This is a genomic window from Granulibacter bethesdensis, from assembly GCF_001889525.1.
Lineage (GTDB): Bacteria > Pseudomonadota > Alphaproteobacteria > Acetobacterales > Acetobacteraceae > Granulibacter > Granulibacter bethesdensis_C.
This window is the reverse complement of record NZ_CP018192.1, coordinates 590,030-607,281: the sequence shown is the minus strand read 5'-3', so window position 1 is coordinate 607,281 and position 17,252 is coordinate 590,030. Positions and strand designations below refer to the sequence as shown.

9 protein-coding genes are annotated in these 17,252 nt (G+C 60.3%); 4 read left to right on the top strand and 5 right to left on the bottom strand.

Features of this window, described 5'->3' with window-relative positions; translation table 11 throughout:
• Positions 1-24 precede the first annotated feature (24 nt).
• On the bottom strand, positions 25-2,379 hold the full coding sequence (locus GbCGDNIH6_RS02735) for an Orn/Lys/Arg family decarboxylase (protein WP_072562776.1): 2,355 nt from the start codon (positions 2,377-2,379) through the stop codon (positions 25-27).
• Positions 2,380-2,601: 222 nt separating this feature from the next.
• Between GbCGDNIH6_RS02735 and GbCGDNIH6_RS02730 the strand changes: the two genes are divergently transcribed.
• On the top strand, positions 2,602-4,008 hold the full coding sequence (locus GbCGDNIH6_RS02730; protein ID WP_072562775.1) for a homospermidine synthase: 1,407 nt from the start codon (positions 2,602-2,604) through the stop codon (positions 4,006-4,008).
• 15 nt (positions 4,009-4,023) lie between these two features.
• Here GbCGDNIH6_RS02730 and GbCGDNIH6_RS02725 read toward each other — a convergent pair whose 3' ends face one another.
• The 4 genes from GbCGDNIH6_RS02725 to GbCGDNIH6_RS02710 form a co-directional block, all read right to left on the bottom strand.
• Positions 4,024-5,634: a cation:proton antiporter gene (locus GbCGDNIH6_RS02725; protein ID WP_072562774.1), complete on the bottom strand. Its 1,611-nt coding sequence runs from the start codon at positions 5,632-5,634 to the stop codon at positions 4,024-4,026.
• Between the two features lie 36 nt (positions 5,635-5,670).
• Entirely contained in the window at positions 5,671-6,558 is an 888-nt protein-coding gene (locus tag GbCGDNIH6_RS02720; RefSeq protein WP_072562773.1) for a transglutaminase family protein, read from the bottom strand.
• Positions 6,555-9,083, bottom strand: a complete 2,529-nt coding sequence (locus GbCGDNIH6_RS02715; RefSeq protein WP_072562772.1) for a circularly permuted type 2 ATP-grasp protein — start codon at positions 9,081-9,083, stop codon at positions 6,555-6,557. The genes GbCGDNIH6_RS02720 and GbCGDNIH6_RS02715 overlap by 4 nt, the downstream gene beginning before the upstream one ends.
• Positions 9,084-9,207: 124 nt before the next feature.
• Positions 9,208-12,618 carry a transglutaminase family protein gene (locus tag GbCGDNIH6_RS02710; protein ID WP_072562771.1) on the bottom strand — a complete coding sequence of 1,137 codons (3,411 nt, stop codon included), beginning with the start codon at positions 12,616-12,618 and terminating at the stop codon, positions 9,208-9,210.
• A gap of 374 nt (positions 12,619-12,992) precedes the next feature.
• On the opposite strand from GbCGDNIH6_RS02710, the gene GbCGDNIH6_RS02705 reads away from it, so the two are divergent.
• From GbCGDNIH6_RS02705 to GbCGDNIH6_RS02695, 3 genes are read left to right on the top strand one after another with little or no spacing between them, the layout of a single operon-like run.
• On the top strand, positions 12,993-13,772 hold the full coding sequence (locus GbCGDNIH6_RS02705; protein WP_157692304.1) for an alpha/beta fold hydrolase: 780 nt from the start codon (positions 12,993-12,995) through the stop codon (positions 13,770-13,772).
• Positions 13,769-16,255 (top strand): hypothetical protein, encoded by a 2,487-nt coding sequence (locus tag GbCGDNIH6_RS02700; protein WP_025286065.1) that lies wholly within the window; start codon positions 13,769-13,771, stop codon positions 16,253-16,255. The genes GbCGDNIH6_RS02705 and GbCGDNIH6_RS02700 overlap by 4 nt, the downstream gene beginning before the upstream one ends.
• Positions 16,256-16,260: 5 nt before the next feature.
• Complete coding sequence (locus GbCGDNIH6_RS02695; RefSeq protein WP_232449927.1) at positions 16,261-17,229, top strand: protein-L-isoaspartate O-methyltransferase family protein; 969 nt, start codon at positions 16,261-16,263, stop codon at positions 17,227-17,229.
• Positions 17,230-17,252: the final 23 nt, after the last annotated feature.

Below are 17,252 nucleotides of genomic sequence, written 5' to 3'. Positions count from 1 at the left end.
CACCAGATGTCAGGCCATGATCAGTCAGCTCTCCCTTACAAAATACGTATAAAAACGAATCCTGCCGTCTTTATTTTCTCGATATAAGCCCTGAATCTCATTTTCAAATCCGGGGAACTGATTTGCCGCCTCTTCAAAAGCTTTCAGATAAGCGATCATAGGCTCCGCATTAGGGCTGAGCCTTTCACCGGGAACAATGGTTGCGATACCCGGCGGATAAACCAGCCACAATGTCGCGGCGATTCTTCCCGGTGCTTCTTCCAATGGAAGGTAATCGACATTGTTGCGCACCAGTTCGCGCATGGCCTCGTGCGGGAGCATGGCCATCTCGGGCAGGTGCTGTGCCATGAACTGTTCTGCCTGTAACCGGCTGACCTGCCGGTCTCGATAGAAAGCGTGCATTTCCGCGCAGAGATCACGCAACCGCACGTTCTTATAGCGCTCCCGTCGACGCGCCACGAAATCCGGAATGGCGTCGGACAGCAGCACGTTCTGATCATGCAGGTTTTTGAACGTGACAAGATAGGATAACAACGTTCCCGCCTTGCTGCTTTCAATACCTGGCGTCAACAGAAAAAGCAGAGAATTGAGGTCGTTCTTTTCCGGCACGATGCGGTTCTGACGCAGATATTCCGCCACGACCGGCGCAGGCACGCCATGATCGGCGTAATGATCATCACTGCGCCCGTCAAAGCCTGGTGTGAGCAAAGTCAGCTTATTCGGATCGGTCATAACCCAGCCCGGATGCAGGTCGGGGAAGCCGTGCCAGTCATCACCGGGGCGCAACATCCACTGTTCCGGATCCGAAGCCAGCAGATCCGTCGGCGCATCTTCCCAACGTAATCCGGCGAAGGCCTCCGCCTTTTCCGAGGGCTGCACACGCTTGGGGACGAACGGCTCAAAAAACCACTGCAGATCGGGGCTGGTCTGCGCCTGTTTGTATTCTTTCCGCGTCAGCCTGATCTTTTTGCGCAGTTCGATCCCAAGTCTGACCGTATCGTCCCACAATACCTCGCCGGAACGGCCTTTCATCATCTGCGCGCCGACATCAAGGGAGGCGAACAGCGGATAGAACGGGCTGGTGGAGGCGTGCAGCAGGAACATCTCATTGAAACGGTTGTGACCGATCTGACGATCCTGCCCTTTCAGATGACTGTCCTTCACATGGATCTGTGATGCCTGAGAAAAAGAAGCAAGCTGCTTGTGCGTGCTCTGTGTCACGATGATACCGGGATCGTTCTCACCCAGATTGCGCAGTCCCATGCCGAAGCGCCCCCGGAACAGCGGGTGGAACTTCATGAACCCGGCCCATGCTTCATCGAACAGGATGTAGTCACACAGATGGCCGATCGTCGCCAGCACTTCCTCAGCCGAATGGATGGTGCCGTCATAGGTGCACTGCTCGATCATCGCCACGCGGAACGGGCGAGGCTTGCGCCAGGCTTCCGGATCGCGCACCAGCGGATGGGTGCGGATCGCTTCTCTCAACGCCTCTTCATTCAACGCATCGCGCCGCATCGGGCCGATCATGCCATGCGGGTTGCGGGCTGTATCGATATAAACCGGCACAGCACCACTCAGCAGCAAAGCGCCATGATGCGCCGCCTTGTGGTTGTTACGATCGAACAGCACCAGATCGCCTTCCGCTAACAGAGCATTCAGCGCGATCTTGTTGGAGGTCGAGGTGCCATTCAGCACGAAATACGTCCGCTCGGCTCCGAAAATCGTGGCGGCCTCCCTCTGGGCTTTCAGGGCCGGACCTTCATGGGTCAGCAGATCGCCCAGCTGAAGCACGGAATTGTCCAGATCGTCACGAAAGATCGCCTCGCCCAAATGCTCAACGAAAATGCGGCCGATCGGGCTGCGGCGATAGAACACGCCGCCATTATGCCCCGGACATGTCCACAACATGTTGCCCTGCTCGGCATAGTCGACCAACTGGCCGAAAAAAGGCGTCTTCAGCGTGTCGGCATATTGCCGCAGGCGTGCGACAAGATTTTTCGCGATAAAGTCAGGCGTTTCGTCCGCCAGAAAGATGAAGCTGTCGATATTGTCCAGCACAGCGACCGGGATGTCCTCTAGCCTGTGGCGACGAACCAGCACGATGATCGGCACATCCAGACCGCGCTTGCGGATCAGTTCAATCAGCCCGGCCGCCTTACCCGCTGCCCCTTTCTTGCCCCAGTCAACGATGACGCAACCAATGGCGGCGTCGGTACGGATGGCCAGCTCCGCATCGTCATCCCGGCGGGCACGCAGCACGAAATATCCGTCCTGCTCGATCTCCTCCAGAATTTGCTGAAGGCGGATACCTTCCAGATCGTCCGGATTAAAGGTCGGTGCGCAGACCAGAAATTTGAAGCGGCGTCCGTATTCCATTCCAGGCTCCCTTGAGTCGTCATGTGGCTATAGCGGTCCAGGCCCATCTTCTGCAGGGGGAAAAGGCGTCAGAATGCAAATGTCTTTAATATTTCTCTTGAGGGGAAAAGCAGGCTGGCAGACGTTCCTCAACGGTGGCTTTGTGTCTGGGAAAAATACAGCCTGATGACTTTGGCTGTTCAGGTATGGCCTGCATCATAGTGTCCGGGGATTTTCTTATTTATGGTCTCTCTCAGCTTCGACGGTCGGATGGTCATTCTTGGCTTCGGCAGTATCGGCCAGGGCGTGCTGCCCTTGATCCTGCGTCATGTCGCAATGCCCGCAGATCGGATCACCATCGTCACCGCCGATGACCGCGGTGCGGCTATCGCGGCTGAATACGGGGTCGCTCATCGCATTATACCGTTGACCCGTGAGAACTACCGGGATGTCCTGTTGCCCCTGCTCGGCAAGGGGGATTTTCTGGTCAATCTGTCAGTGGAGGTTTCTTCCGTCGCGCTGATTCTGCTCTGCCGGGAGCTGGGGGCGCTTTATACCGATACCTGCATCGAACCATGGCCGGGCGGATATACCGATCCCGATCTGACACCCTCCCAGCGTTCCAACTATGCGCTGCGTGAAAGTGTTCTGGCGTTACGTGAAGGCTGTCCGACAGACGCCCCGACTGCGTTGATCGCTCATGGTGCCAATCCCGGCTTCGTTTCCCATCTGGTCAAGGACGCTCTGTTAACCATTGCCCACGATACCGGCCACGAAATCCCCGCCCCTACCACACGCGAAGGATGGGCGGCACTGGCGCAGACGCTGAACATTCAGGCCATCCATATCGCCGAGCGCGATACCCAGGTCAGCAACCGTCCCAAGGCGGTCGGTGAGTTCGTCAACACCTGGTCCATTGACGGTTTCGTCGGTGAAGGCTGCCAGCCGGCCGAGCTGGGCTGGGGCACGCATGAGGCGGAGTTGCCGCCCGGTGGGCGCCATCATGATTTCGGCTGCGGTGCGGCGATCTATATGATGCGCCCCGGTGCTTCCACCCGGGTGCGTAGCTGGACTCCGCTGGAAGGCCCGTACCATGGCTTCCTGATCACGCATAACGAAGCGATCTCGATCGCCGATTATTTCACCGTGCGGGAAGGTGGCGCCGTTCGCTATCGCCCGACCGTTCATTATGCCTACCATCCCTGCGATGACGCAGTTCTGTCGGTGCATGAACTGGCGGGCAAAAACTGGCAGATGCAGTCCCGCCAGCGTCTGATGATGAATGAAATCGAAAACGGCATGGACGAACTCGGCGTCCTGCTGATGGGTCATGAGCGCGGCGCTTACTGGTTCGGCTCCCGCCTGACCATTGAGGAAGCCCGCAAGCTCGCCCCCCATAACAATGCCACCAGCCTGCAGGTGACGGCCGCGGTGCTGGCCGCGATCGTCTGGGCGATCGAAAATCCGAGCCGCGGCGTGGTCGAAGCCGACGAAATCGACCATGTGCGCGCCCTGGACATCATGCGCCCCTATCTGGGCGAAATGGCAGGTGCCTACACCGACTGGACCCCACTCGATGGCCGGGAAACGCTGTTCCCGGAAGATCTTGACCGCAGCGAGCCCTATCGCTTCAGGAATATCCTGGTCTGACCACTGTAACGACACCTATGCGGGGAGGATCAATTCCTCCCCGTCCTTAGTGACCCGCGCCTCAGCAACCAGTTGCTGTAAATCAAGCTCCTGTTCCATATCGTGGAGCACGGCGTCAGTGATTTCTCCGGCACGGTGCAAGCGCAGAACCTCATGCCGCCCTGCCTTGATGGCCTCCAGTATCGCCATGAAATGGGCAATTTCATGCGGGCGATGCGCGTCCGGATCTTTCGCATAGATAGACGCGACGCTTGCCCGATGGGCATATTGCTCCAGCAGACGGGGATGACGTTCCTTGCCATCAGGGGTATGAGAAGCCCTCTGGATGGCCCGGTATTGTGCCGCTGTCATAGAAGCCCATGCCCGGTCTTCCGAGTGACGCTTCATTTCCAGTTCGTCAGCACCACTCAGCCGCAGCAATCGGATGAGCGGTTCCAGTGTGGTACCCTGCACCAGGACCGTCACCAGAATAACCAGAAAGGTAGCGATAAGGATGAAATCACGGCCCGGCATGGTTTCCGGGACGGATAATGCCGCGACCAGACTAACCACGCCCCGCATTCCCGCCCAGCCCATGATGGTAGACGCTGCCAGAGAAGGCGCTGGCCCATGTCTGAAGCCAATGAGCCGCACCAGAGAATAAAATCCGTCCACCGCATATAGCCAGACAAACCGGGAGACAATAACAAGGGACACTACCAGAAGGGAGGGCAGCAGAAAGGCATGAACTGCATCCCCCTGATCTTCCAACCTGCCCAGCACGCCTCGCAGGGAAAGGCCGATAAACATAAACAGGACAGATTCCAGCAGGAACACCAGACTGCCCCACACGGCATGGGCACGCATCCGCGTATCGGCTGAAAACACCTCATGCTGCCGCCAGCCAACGATCAGACCGGTTGTCACGGTCGACAGGACGCCGGAAACATGGAGCTTCTCTCCGCCGATATAGGATATGGCGGCCATCAACAGCGTGACCGTCACGACGGCCTCACCATGGCCATGCAGCCAGCGGATCGCCAGCAATCCGGCGTAGGCAATCACAGCCCCCAGCGCCACGCCACCCACCGAGAGAATACAAAACGAGGTCAGTGCGCCAGACAGGCTGAACGTTCCCGTCAATGCCGCGACAATCGCAAAACGGAACAGCACCAGCCCGGCGGCATCATTCAGCAGGCTTTCCCCCTGCAACAGCACGGTGATACGGCTTGGCAGGCTCACCCTTTCCAGCACTGCGTTGGCTGCAACCGCATCCGGAGGCGACACAATGGCGCCAAGCGCAAAACACACCGCCCATGGCAGGTCGGGCAGCAGCCATTTGACGCCAATACCCACAATCATGGTGGTGAAAATCACGGCTCCCACGGCCAGCAGGAGAATACCCCGCAAATTCTGCCGGAAATCACGCCACACGGTCATATATGCGCCGCTCATCAGCAGAGGCGGCAGAAAAATCACCAGAATCAGGTCGGGATCAACATCGGGCATCCCTATCCCGGGTATGAGTGCCAGCGCACCGCCACCCAGAATGAAAGCCGCGGCGGCTGGCAGATGCAGCCGACGGGCCAGCACCTCCAACCCGACAATGGCTGCCAGCAGAAGAATGAGAAACTCAAACTGTTCCAAGCGTATCCTGCTCCTGCTGACAGGCGGATAAAGAAATCAGGTGACCTCCTCCTCCAGCGGTGCCAGGTCAACACTGACCAGCATATCATGATGGCCACCACCAAGAATGATGCCACGCACCGGGCTGACATCATCGTAATCACGGCCCCAGCCGACCACCACATGTTCATCGGACACGATCAGGTTATTCGTGGGGTCGATATCCACCCACCCATGCGCGGGACCAAGCCAGCACCCGACCCAGGCATGGGATGCATCCGTTCCCTCCCGCCGTTTCTGTCCCGGTGGAGGATAGGTACGGATATATCCGGAGACATAGCGGGCTGGCAGACCGAGCCAGCGTAGCCCGGCAATCACCATATGGCTGAAATCCTGACAGACCCCCGCCTTCTGGGCCACCACCCGCGAAACCGGCGTGTGCAGATCTGTAATACCGGCCCGAAATTTGAATTCCCCCCTGATCCGCGCCAGCAGATCGCGCAGCGCAGCCAGAACAGGCCGTCCGGGCGGAAAACTGACAGCGACATAGCGGCCTGCATCGGGATCAGCGGGAGCCATCACGCTGGGGAATACGTATTCCGCCGCCTCCATAGCCGCACCACCGCCCGCACGTGCCAAGGCCACTACCTCTTCCCAAGCAGGTGTCTTTTCATCGGGTGGAGGCGGCGGAAAACAGGCTTCCACTACACTTTCCGCCATGACGGAAAAAACCTGATGCGACTGCTCCAAAGAAAGCCATGAGAGATGATTGCCGAAATGATCCCGACCATCCACGCGACGGGAAGGGGCAGGTTCGACGTCCAATCGTGTCGTCAGCACCTGCTGCCCGCCGCAATCACGCGGCGTCAGATGAAGAATATGGCTGGCAAGATCGACCGGATCTTCATAGTGATAGCGGGTCAGATGGCGGACACGGAATTTCACGACACCACCCCGTCTTCCTCCGCCAGCCGCGGCTGTCCAACGGACTGGCTGGGCAGCAGGGTGAAATACTGACGGGTAATCTGGTCGGACAGAGCGGCCACACCTGTTTCCAGCCCTCGCAAACGCTTCGCCGCCGTCAGCGTGGCAGCATATGGATCATCCGCCTTGACCACATCTCCGGCAATGGTCACAGCCTCCTTGCCCAACGCGTTTGCGGCCGCAATCAGACCGGCCGCTTCATCCTGCTGCTGTGCGGCCTCGGCAACCTGTATCAACCGCTCCTTGATCGCAACGAGCTGAAAAAACAGGCTGCGCGGATTGTCGGGATCGGCAATCACCAGATCCAGCGCAGGATCAGGCTGGATCGCCGTCAGATACCGGTTCCGATAGGTTATGGCGCTGTCGCATAATTCAAGCGCGATGCGCAGACTGGTCTCCAGCCAGGACGGGCGCGTATCCAGAACTGTTGCGAGCATGCCGGCGGATGTCCATGCCCGTTCGATCCGGCGCCCCAACTCCAGAAACATCCAGCCGCCACCGCGCACCATATTTTCCGCCGCAGCACCGGAAACGGCCGTGCAGAACCGGGATATTTCCGCCATGGCCTGCGCCATCTGATCCAGACTTTTGCCCGTGACCAACGTCTCTGCCCGCGCACTGCGCAGGGTAGTGGTGAAGGTGGCATACATTTCATCGGTCAGGCGATCCCGCACCAGCTCCGTCAACCGCGCAACCCGACCCAGCAGCACCCCCAGCGCACCATCATCCCTTGTTGCCGAGAGCAATCCGCTGGCCAGCAGACCATGCGCCCCCGCCCCCACCGGCGATGACAACAGGCCGGAGGTCGCCAGACACTGACCGAGCGTATCCAGCTCCACCATCTCATGCGGCAGCAGAAGGCCACGGTTCAACCGGGTCAATGCGGCACGTGCCTGCCTGGCATCGCTGTCGAGCCGCTCCACATAACGTCCCAGCCAATAAAGATTGTCAGCGACCCGGCTCGGCACGGCAGCCGCTATGCGGCGGGGTGCCAGTCGCGTGACAACACGCAGGGCGGGCCCGGCCAGATCCTGATGATCATCCGCCAGCACCCAGACATCCTTGCTCATGCCATGGGAAGCCAGACGCGTGCCTCCCGCCTGCCCCTCCTGCACGACATACGCAAGCCCACCCTGCATGGCACGCCATGCTGTGCCATCCCAGGCCAGAAACACGCGCAGCGTAATCGGCCGTGGCGTCAGCCCGTCCGGCCCGGCGCAAGGTGCTCGGGAAGGTACCATATGCGCGAAGGCGGACCAGCGGCCAGGATTCACGGCAATAGTCTTTTCCAGTGCAGCCCGCTTCTCCTCAGACAAGGCCCCGGCAATAATGGGGGTCTCACTGCTATCCATGGCCGAACGGAGCACCCAGCGAGACAGATCCTGCCTGACCTCCGCCCATGCAGTCTCCTCCCCCAGCCAGAGCGAAGGCACCTGAGGAATATGCAATGCCTCGCCCAGCATTTTTTCGGCCAGCAGCGGGATGAACGCGGCAAGGCCCGGAGCTTCCGCCATATCGGTGCCGGGGGAATTGGTGATGGTGACGCTGCCGCTGCGCGCCGCTTCCAGCAGACCGACCGTTCCCGGCCCCGGTGCAAGCTCCAGCGGGTCTACTGTCATACCCTCTGTCCGGCGGAGTATGACATCTACCGGCTGCAACCCACGCAGGGTTTTCAGAAAAACCCGACCATTGCGTACGGTCAGATCGCCGCCCTCAACCAGCGCACAGGACAGTTCCCGCGACAGAAACATATGCTCGAACCATTGCGGCGAGCGATAACCGGGTGTCAGCAGCACGATCATCGGATTATGCTGCGACTGTCCATCCTCGCTTTGCGGCGCAATTTCCTGCAACCGGTCAAGCCAGAAGTCGAAGAAAGGCCGCAACCTGCGCACATGGGAGACGCGGAACGATTCCGGCATCACACGGGCCAGAATGCGCCGGTTTTCCAACGCATAGCCCAGCCCCGCACAGCCGCATGTCCTGTCTGCCAGCACATGCCATCGCCCATCCGGCACCCGGATCAGATCGGCGGAGTAGAAATCGAGCCTCTGTCGCGAGGCAGTGCCATTATGTCTGTCGGAAGGACAATCCATTTTACTGCGACAGGCACGCAGAAAAGCCCGGTTGCCATAAACCAGCGCAGGAGGCAGCCAGCCTTCCGACAAAACCCGTTGCGGTCCATAGACGTCCTGCACCATGGCCGACAGCAGGGTGGCACGCTGTGCCAGCCCCCGGGCCAGGGTCGAGAACTCCCGTGCCGTGATGGGCAACGGCACTGGATCGCACCGCCACCCTTCACGCTCGACCGTGCCGGGAATCAAGCTGGAGACGCCCTCCTGCTCGAACATACGGTCCAGCCGGCGGGCACGCTGAGCGATGCCTCCATCCCCCAGCGCGGTCAGGGTCCCAAGGATGGAGCGCCAGTGGGGGCGTATGCTCCCCTGGCCATCCACCATCTCGTCCAGCCCTTCGACGACGCTCACATGCCTTGTCCATCTGCCATGAACAAAGGTTTTAGCGGCGCATCAGGGGGTGTCCACCTTCTTTCGACAGCGCATGCACAGTCCGGCATGCACCCACCCCTTCTGTCAAACAATCCCACCCTGTTCAGTGTCCCCGCCGCAGATCGAGCGTCCGCGGCTGTTCCGGGTTAGGCAGAAGACGAGGGCGCTCCATCGGCCCGGATGTATGACCGAACGGGAAGAAACGGGCACGACGCCTCGCCTCGGCCTCGTTCGCATTCACAGGGAAACGATCATAGTTCCGCCCGCCCGGATGAGACACATGATAGGTCATTCCGCCCAGCGAACGCCCGGTCCAGCTGTCATACACATCGAATACCAAGGGCCCATGCGCCGGAATGGTGGGGTGCAGGGAGCTCGGCGGTGACCATGCCTTGAACCGGACCCCTGCCACGTATTCACCCTGTGTTTCGGTTTTCTGCAACGGCACCTCTGCGCCATTGCAGGACAGGACGTAACGTTCCGGTGACCATCCGGTGACCCGTGCCTGCAAACGCTCGACCGCGCTGTCCACGTAGCGTACGGTGCCGCCGGCAGCAGGCTCCTCGCCCAGAATGTGCCATGGCTCCAGGGCATGCCGCAGTTCCACCACCATGTCGCGCACGGCGATTTCACCAACCAACGGGAAGCGGAACTCCTGATGCGGCAGGAACCAGTCCGGGTCCAGACGCTGCCCGGCACCCGCCAGATGTGCCAGAGCATCCTTCAGATCCTGCGCGACGTAATGCGGCAGCATGAAATCGTCATGCAGGCGCGTACCCCACCTGATCAGACGGCGCTCATAAGGGAATTGCCAGAATGCCGCCACAGCCGCCCGCATCAGCAAAGCCTGCGCCGCGGACATACGCGCATGGGGCGGCATCTCGAACGCCCGGAACTCGACCAGACCACGACGGCCGGAACTGCTTTCAGGCGCATACATCTTGTCGATGCAGAACTCGGTGCGATGCGTATTGCCGGTCACATCCGCCAGAATGTTGCGGAAAATCCGGTCGGTCAGCCAGGGCGGAGTGGGGCTGAAGGGAGAGACCCGTTCGCACGCGATCTCCAGTTCCCGCACGCTGTCCTCCCGCGCTTCGTCGATGCGGGGATGCTGGCTGAACGGACCGATAAACAATCCGCTGAACAGGTAGGACAGGCTGGGATGGTTATGCCAGAAACCCAGCATCGACTTCAGCAGGTCGGGCCGCCGCAGAAACGGACTGTCGGCAGCATGGGCCGCGCCCATCACCACATGATTGCCGCCACCCGTGCCGACATGGGTACCATCAAGCATGAATTTTTCGGTGGCCAGCCCAACCGCGCGCGCTTCTTCGTAGAGCTGCTCGGTCCGCTCCACATGCACCGCCCAGTTTTCCGAGGGATGCACGTTCACTTCCAGCACACCCGGGTCAGGAGTGATGGAAAAAGACAGCAGACGCGGATCTTCCGGCGGCGCATAGCCTTCCAGCACCACGGGACGGCCTTCGGCGCGCGCCGTGTCCTCCACCCGAGCGACCAGTTCCAGCCAATCCTCCGCATCGTAGAGCGGTGGCAGGAAGACATGCAGCACACCACCACGCGCCTCAACCGCCAGCGCGGTGCGGACCACATCGGGTTCATCGCGCCCGATGACCGGCGCTTCCTGCCGGACCGGACGTTCCAGCCAGGCACCGGGGGAGACATATGCCGTCGTGCCCTGCCGATAAAGGGCGCCCTGCCCGCTGCGGGTCGCATAGGCGGCTTCCATACCATCCCGTGACGGACCGCCCTCACGTGATGGACCACCCTGTCCCCAACTGTAGGCGGCACGCGGCGCGAACGGATTTCTGGGCGCGAACGGGTCCAGCGGAAAATCGACATCCAGGCTGGACGGATCGGCCCATGGCAGACTTTGCAGCGGCAGACGGAAGCCGATCGGGGCATCACCGGGGATCAGGAACAGCGTATCGCCCCGGAAGAACCAGCGCCCGGACTGCCAGATACGGCGCCCGTCGAGAATGGCGCGGCGCAACGGCAGAATACTGCCAACTTCCGAATCCAGCCCCTGACCAAACACACGCGCCAGCCTTGCCCGCTCCGCCGCGTCACGCAGCTTGCTGCCTTCCGCCAGAACGTTGGCGGGCAGACGGGATTCGCGCCACAGATAGTAATGGATGTCCTCATAAGCAGGTGCGACCAGACTGGCATCGACCTCCAGCCGCTCTGCCAGCGCCCGAGCAAAACGGCGCGCATCATCCGGGGTCGCGTGATCGACCGTGTCGTCATCCGCCAGCAGGGCCGGATCGGTCCAGACCGGCTCTCCATCCACCCGCCAGTGCGCATGGAGTGCCCAACGCGGCAACTGCTCACCGGGATAATGCTTGCCGAGCGCCAGATGCATCGCCGCACCCGGTGACCAGAGTGCCGTCAGGCGACGCATCAAACGACCGGCATAAACACGCTTGGTCTCCCCAAGCGCATCCGTTTTCCACTCCGCGGATTCGAAATCGGTTGCCGAAATGAAAGTCGGTTCGCCCCCCATCGTCAGGCGTACATCACCGGCGTTCAGCGCGCGGTCGGTCCGGGCACCGGCGGCCAGAATATCCTGCCAGGTTTTCTCGATATAAGGTTTGGTGGTGCGTGGTGTTTCCTTGATCCGAGTCACCGCCATGGCGAAGTCGAATTCGGTTTCCACCTTCTCGATCAGGCCGGAGATCGGGGCCGCCGAAGCCGGTTCCGGTGTCGCGGCCAGCGGGATATGCCCCTCTCCCGCCATAAGGCCGGAGGTCGCATCCAGCCCGATCCAGCCCGCGCCGGGCAAGTACACCTCGGCCCAGGCATGCAGATCGGTGAAATCTTCATCCGGGCCCGCCGGGCCATCCAGCGGCTTCACATCCGCCGTTAACTGAATCAGATAGCCGGAGACAAACCGCGCCGCGAAACCGAGATGCCGCAGCACTTGAACCAACAACCATGCGCTGTCACGGCAGGAGCCAAGCTGCTTTTCCAGCGTTTCCTCCGGCGTAAACACGCCAGGTTCCAAGCGGACGACGTAATTGACACGCTCCTGCACCCGGCGATTCAGATCCACCAGCATGTTGATGGTGGGCAGGCCCTCCCCATCAGGCCGCGGCAGTTCATCCAGAAACGCTTTCAGCAGCGGGCCTGCTTCTTCCTGGCGACGGAAGGGAGCCAGCTCATGCTCCAGCACCGGATCATAGGCGAAGGGCCAGCTTTCCGCTTCCGGTTCCAGAAAGAAATCAAACGGATTGATCGTTGCCATATCGGCAACCAGATCGACCGTCACATCGAAATGCGTGACTTTTTCCGGAAAGACGACCCGCGCCTGAAAATTGCCCTGCGGGTCTTGCTGCCAGTTGATGAAATGCGGCTGAGGTTCGACCTTCAGTGCGTAGGACAGCACCGGGGTGCGGGCATGTGGTGCGGGCCGCAGCCTGATGACCTGCGGCCCTAAAGCCGCAGGCTTTTCATATCGATAGGAAGTGCGGTGGGTAAGAGCGACGTGGATCGACATGGGGTGTCCAACTGTTTCACCGGCGGAATAGGTGGCGTGAAGTGCCGTGCTTCCGGTTGTAAAGTGGAAGCAATCCTTGCGCCACCGCGTAACCAAACTTTCTGTAGACCTCCACGATAGCCGGTAGACAGCAGCACAGGTTGACACACCGGGCCGCCCGGTCTTGCCTGATCGCCTCATGCACAAGACTTTCCTTTGGCGCCTCTGCTGCCCAGTACGGACATGAAAAGGCATCCGGCATGGCTTTCCTGTCACGCAGACCGTTTCTGAACGCGTTGCTAGGAGCAGGTGCAACTAGCCTCTGCGCCCCCCACACTGTCCGAGCAGCTGATTATAACCGGTTCATTTCTGCCAGTGATGGTATCCGTCTGCACATGATTGAGGCAGGCCCTGTCTCCGCGCCATCAATTCTGTTTGTGCCGGGCTGGTGCATGCCCGCCTGGATCTGGGACCGGCAACTCACCTTTTTCAGCAGACGCTTTCACGTTGCCGCTCTGGACCCGCGCGGACAGGGTGAAAGCGACATTCCCTCCACCGGCTATGATCCATGGCGACGTGGGCAGGATATTGCCGATGCCATTGCCCAACTCGGCGGAGATGCAGGCGCGGGCGTGTTGCTGGTGGGCTGGTCGCTCGGTGTGCTGGACGTGCTGGCCTATCTGCATGAGCATGGAGATTCGCATATTGCCGGGCTGGTACTGATCGACAATTCCATTGGCGAGAACCCAGCCCCCGGAGCAGCCTCCGGCAAGCGACATGGAGGAAGGAAAGCGCACCCTCTCAATCGGCAGGCTTCAATGCAGGCTTTTGTGCGCAGCATGTTCCATAAGCCGCAATCAACTGCTTTTCTGGAACAGCTGACCCAGGATGCACTCCATACCCCTCCCGATGTCGCGGCGGCCCTGCTGCGCTATCCTGTTCCCCGCACCTACTGGAAAGAAGCCGTGTATGCGACTGCCAAACCGGTTCTGTATGCCGTGCGCCCGGCTTTCGAGGGGCAGGCCATGAATCTTGCCGCACACCACCCCAATGCGGAAAGCAGCATCTTCCGCACCGCAGGCCATGCGTTGTTCATCGATGAGGCTGATCAATTCAACAGGCTGATGGAATCATTCATCACTCGAAAAGTCTGGCCCCGGACCGTCCTGAAATGAGTGGTCCTCCCTCCCCGGATCGCAGCAACGGATTACGACCAGCACCGCTACTGGCTCTCGCCCTGATTTCCGGGGCGGCGGTCGGGTATGAAACCGCCCTGACCCGCTATTTTGCCGTCGCGAAATGGTCGGAATATGGGTACTGGGTCATTTCCATCGTCATGGCCGGTCTGGCCCTGTCCGGTGTCGCTACCGCGCTGGCCCGACAGACTCTGACGAAATACGGGACTGCCTTGCAGGCCATCTTGCCGCTGCTGCTGCTGCCCGCAGCGGTAGGCGGTTATCTGTGTGTGACGGCCAATCCGTTCAATCCGCTCCAGTTGCAGAACCGGGCCACGTACGGACCACAGCTCTGGCTGATCGGGCTGTATTATGCGGCCTTGCTGCCGTTTTTCTTTCTGACCGGGTTGTATATCAGCCTGTCTTTCATCCTCGGCTCGGCCAGGCTTGGCAAGACATATGGCTATGATCTTGCCGGGGCGGGCGGCGGGGCGCTGCTGGTGCTGGTGCTGATGCAATATGTGCATCCATTTCAATTGATGCCCTGCATGCTGCCTTTATTGCTGCTGGCCTGCTGGCTGACCGGATCACGTCTGTCACCACGGCTACGCACTGCCCATACCACGCTGGCGCTGCTGCTGTTTGCAACAGGCACAGGGGGGCTACGTTACGACAGCGCGGCGTTCAACGATTTCAAGCCGATCTATGCCCCCCTGCATGTCGAAGGCGCACGGATGGTGCAGGAAGTCCACTCCCCGCGTGGTCTTTACAATGTGCTGGCAGATTTTACAGAGCGGGTCGATACCGATATCTCCAATGATGCCGGCATGCTCAATCTGCCCGGACCGCCCAGGACCCTCGGCGTCTATCGCGACGGCAACCGGATCGCCGCCCTGCCGCTGAGTGGTCCGGGGCAGCCCGGGCTTGATGCACGCTATGCTCCTGCTGCCCTGAATGCATTGCCCTACATACTGGAAAGCCCAGCTCTGAAAGCAGGCGGACAGGTGTTGCTGATCGGCAGTGGCGGAGGATTCAGGATCGCCGAGGCCAAAGCTCTCGGAGCCGCCCATGTCACGGCACTGGAACCGGACCCGATCCTGCGCAAGCTGATGCCCGGAGGTTTCGAACTGTCCGGCGCCAATCCCGTCGGCGTGGCACGCCGCCATCCGGCGACCTTTGCAATGATCGATGTCTCGTCGGATTTTCTCGACGAACAGGAAGCCAATGCCCATGTTTTTACCCGTGAATCGCTCGATACCCTGATCGGAGCGCTGGCACCGGGCGGGGTGCTGTCCCTGCCTGTTTCGATCCGTGAATTTCCTGCCTATGCCGTGCGATTGCTGGCCACAGCACGGGATGCGCTGCGTGCACGCGGGCTCGATCCCATGAGCCATGTGATCGTGTACCGCTCGGCATGGAACCTGCGCATCCTGGTCAGCAATCAACCGTTCTCCGAAGGCACGATTACCACTGCGCGCCACTTTGCCGATCAACGTTCTTTCGACGTCCCCTATTTCCCCGGCATTGATCTAAAGGCCGCCAAAGCCTCGATTTACAATGACCTGCCACCGGTTTCGTTCGAGGACGGGTCGGTGGCCAGTGGAAGCAGTCCGGCCGATGCCGTGGCAGACGAAGCCTTACCCGTCCTGTCAGAGCGGGATGATGCCGATCTGCGGACCGGATCACAACGTGCTTTCAACCTCTCGCCTATCACAGAGGATCGGCCCTTTTTTTATTCGGTGCTGCGCCTGTCGCATCTCGGAACCATTCTCCAGCGTCTGGAAATGCTGCCGCAACAGGAGATCGGTCCTCTGGTCAATCTCGCCGTACTGGCCCAGGCAGCCTTGCTGGCCATGATCGTGCTGGTACTGCCAATGATCCGTCCCCGCCGGATCGGCATGAGCGCCGGCAGCACAGCCCGCGCCATAGCCTATTTTGCCGCCTTGGGCCTTGGTTTTCTGTTCGTGGAGATCGTTCTGATCGACAAAGCCGCTTTCTGGCTGAATGATCGGGCCACCGCCTTTGCCGCCGTGCTCAGCATGATGCTGATTTTTTCCGGGATCGGCGCGATGCTGTCCGGGCGCTTCACCACTGCGGCTGCTCGCACCCTGCGCATTGCGGCCGGACTGACCATAGTATGGTGTGCCGCTATCCTGTATGGCCTGCCCATGCTGGTGCTGAACACGCTGGACTGGCCGACCATGCTGCGAGTGCTGCTGCTGGGTGTCGTGCTCGCGCCGGTTTCCATCCTGCTCGGTCTGTTCTTTCCGCTGGGCCTGCATGGCACGCCGCCGGGGCTGCTGCCATGGGCTTGGGGCGTGAACGGCGCTTTTTCGGTTGTTGCAACGCCCCTCGCGAATTTGTTGGCTTTGCAGAAAGGTTATTCCGTGCTGCTGATCGGAGCCGCTATCCTGTATGGGCTGGCTGCCCTTCTGTTCCACACGCCTTCCGCCACCCGGGCGGAATTCAGGCAAGGATATTGACCCGTATGTTTTCCCGCCGCTCCCTGATCGTTGCAGGAGCCGCCGCCGGTGCTGCTCTGCCCTTCTCCAGTAAAAGGCCGCGCCTGTTCGCGCAGGCCCATGCAGCCGATGCCGCCGCAGCCCAGCCATGGACACTCGAACGGTTTGAAAAGGCGATGGCCGAATCCGGCCGTCCCTGCAAGATCGATCAGAAAACGTTCGATGCCATTCAGGCCCGTAAACCTGCGGCCCTGCAACGGATTGAATCCTATCTGAAGGAAAGGCTCGGCCATGCCGATCCGGCGGTTATGGAAGCTTTCCGCCAGTTACCGCGCGAGTATTACCACTATCACTATGACACCCATACCCCGACACCAAGCGCGGCTTATGAGGCCGATCCGAAGCCCTGGGCGCTCGGCTACGGATCGGCGCTGTCCGACTATCTGGGGCAGGCCTATATGTCTCAGGTCTGCGAGGTGAAACCAGAGCATGTGACGCTCGAAATCGGCACAGGCAGCGGGTTCCAGAGCTCACTTCTCTCCCGTATTGTCAAACACAGCTATTCGATCGAAATTATCGAGCCGCTGGGTAAGGCGGTCGGGAAAATCTTCACGCCGCTGGGCTATGACAATATCTCCAGCCGGGTCGGTGATGGCTATTTCGGTTGGCCAGAGGTTGAGGGAGGATTCGATGTCATCATCGTCACCTGTGCCGCCCAATATGCTCCGCCGGATCTGCTGAAGCAGTTGAAGCCCAATGGCCGGATGATCATTCCCATCGGGCAGCCCTTCAAGCGCGGGCAGATTCTCTACATCTACACCAAGGATGCCGAGGGCAAAGTCCATTCCCGGCGCGATGTCGGTGTGTTCTTTATCCCGATGACCGGCGCGATGATGAAAACACCCCGCCCGGGCTCCGATAATACCCATATGGAGAAAGCCACTCCGACGGCACCTCCCGCAGCAATGCCAGCGAATGGTTCTCACGTCGAATAAAGAACGGCGGATATTTGCAGCCC

What these genes read in the sequence shown, in the direction of transcription:
- GbCGDNIH6_RS02735 (WP_072562776.1), bottom strand. Translation starts at nt 2,379, where the DNA reads ATGGAATACGGACGCCGCTTCAAATTTCTGGTCTGCGCACCGACCTTT.
- GbCGDNIH6_RS02730 (WP_072562775.1), top strand. Translation starts at nt 2,602, where the DNA reads ATGGTCTCTCTCAGCTTCGACGGTCGGATGGTCATTCTTGGCTTCGGC.
- GbCGDNIH6_RS02710 (WP_072562771.1), bottom strand. Translation starts at nt 12,618, where the DNA reads ATGTCGATCCACGTCGCTCTTACCCACCGCACTTCCTATCGATATGAA.
- GbCGDNIH6_RS02705 (WP_157692304.1), top strand. Translation starts at nt 12,993, where the DNA reads ATGATTGAGGCAGGCCCTGTCTCCGCGCCATCAATTCTGTTTGTGCCG.
- GbCGDNIH6_RS02700 (WP_025286065.1), top strand. Translation starts at nt 13,769, where the DNA reads ATGAGTGGTCCTCCCTCCCCGGATCGCAGCAACGGATTACGACCAGCA.
- GbCGDNIH6_RS02695 (WP_232449927.1), top strand. Translation starts at nt 16,261, where the DNA reads ATGTTTTCCCGCCGCTCCCTGATCGTTGCAGGAGCCGCCGCCGGTGCT.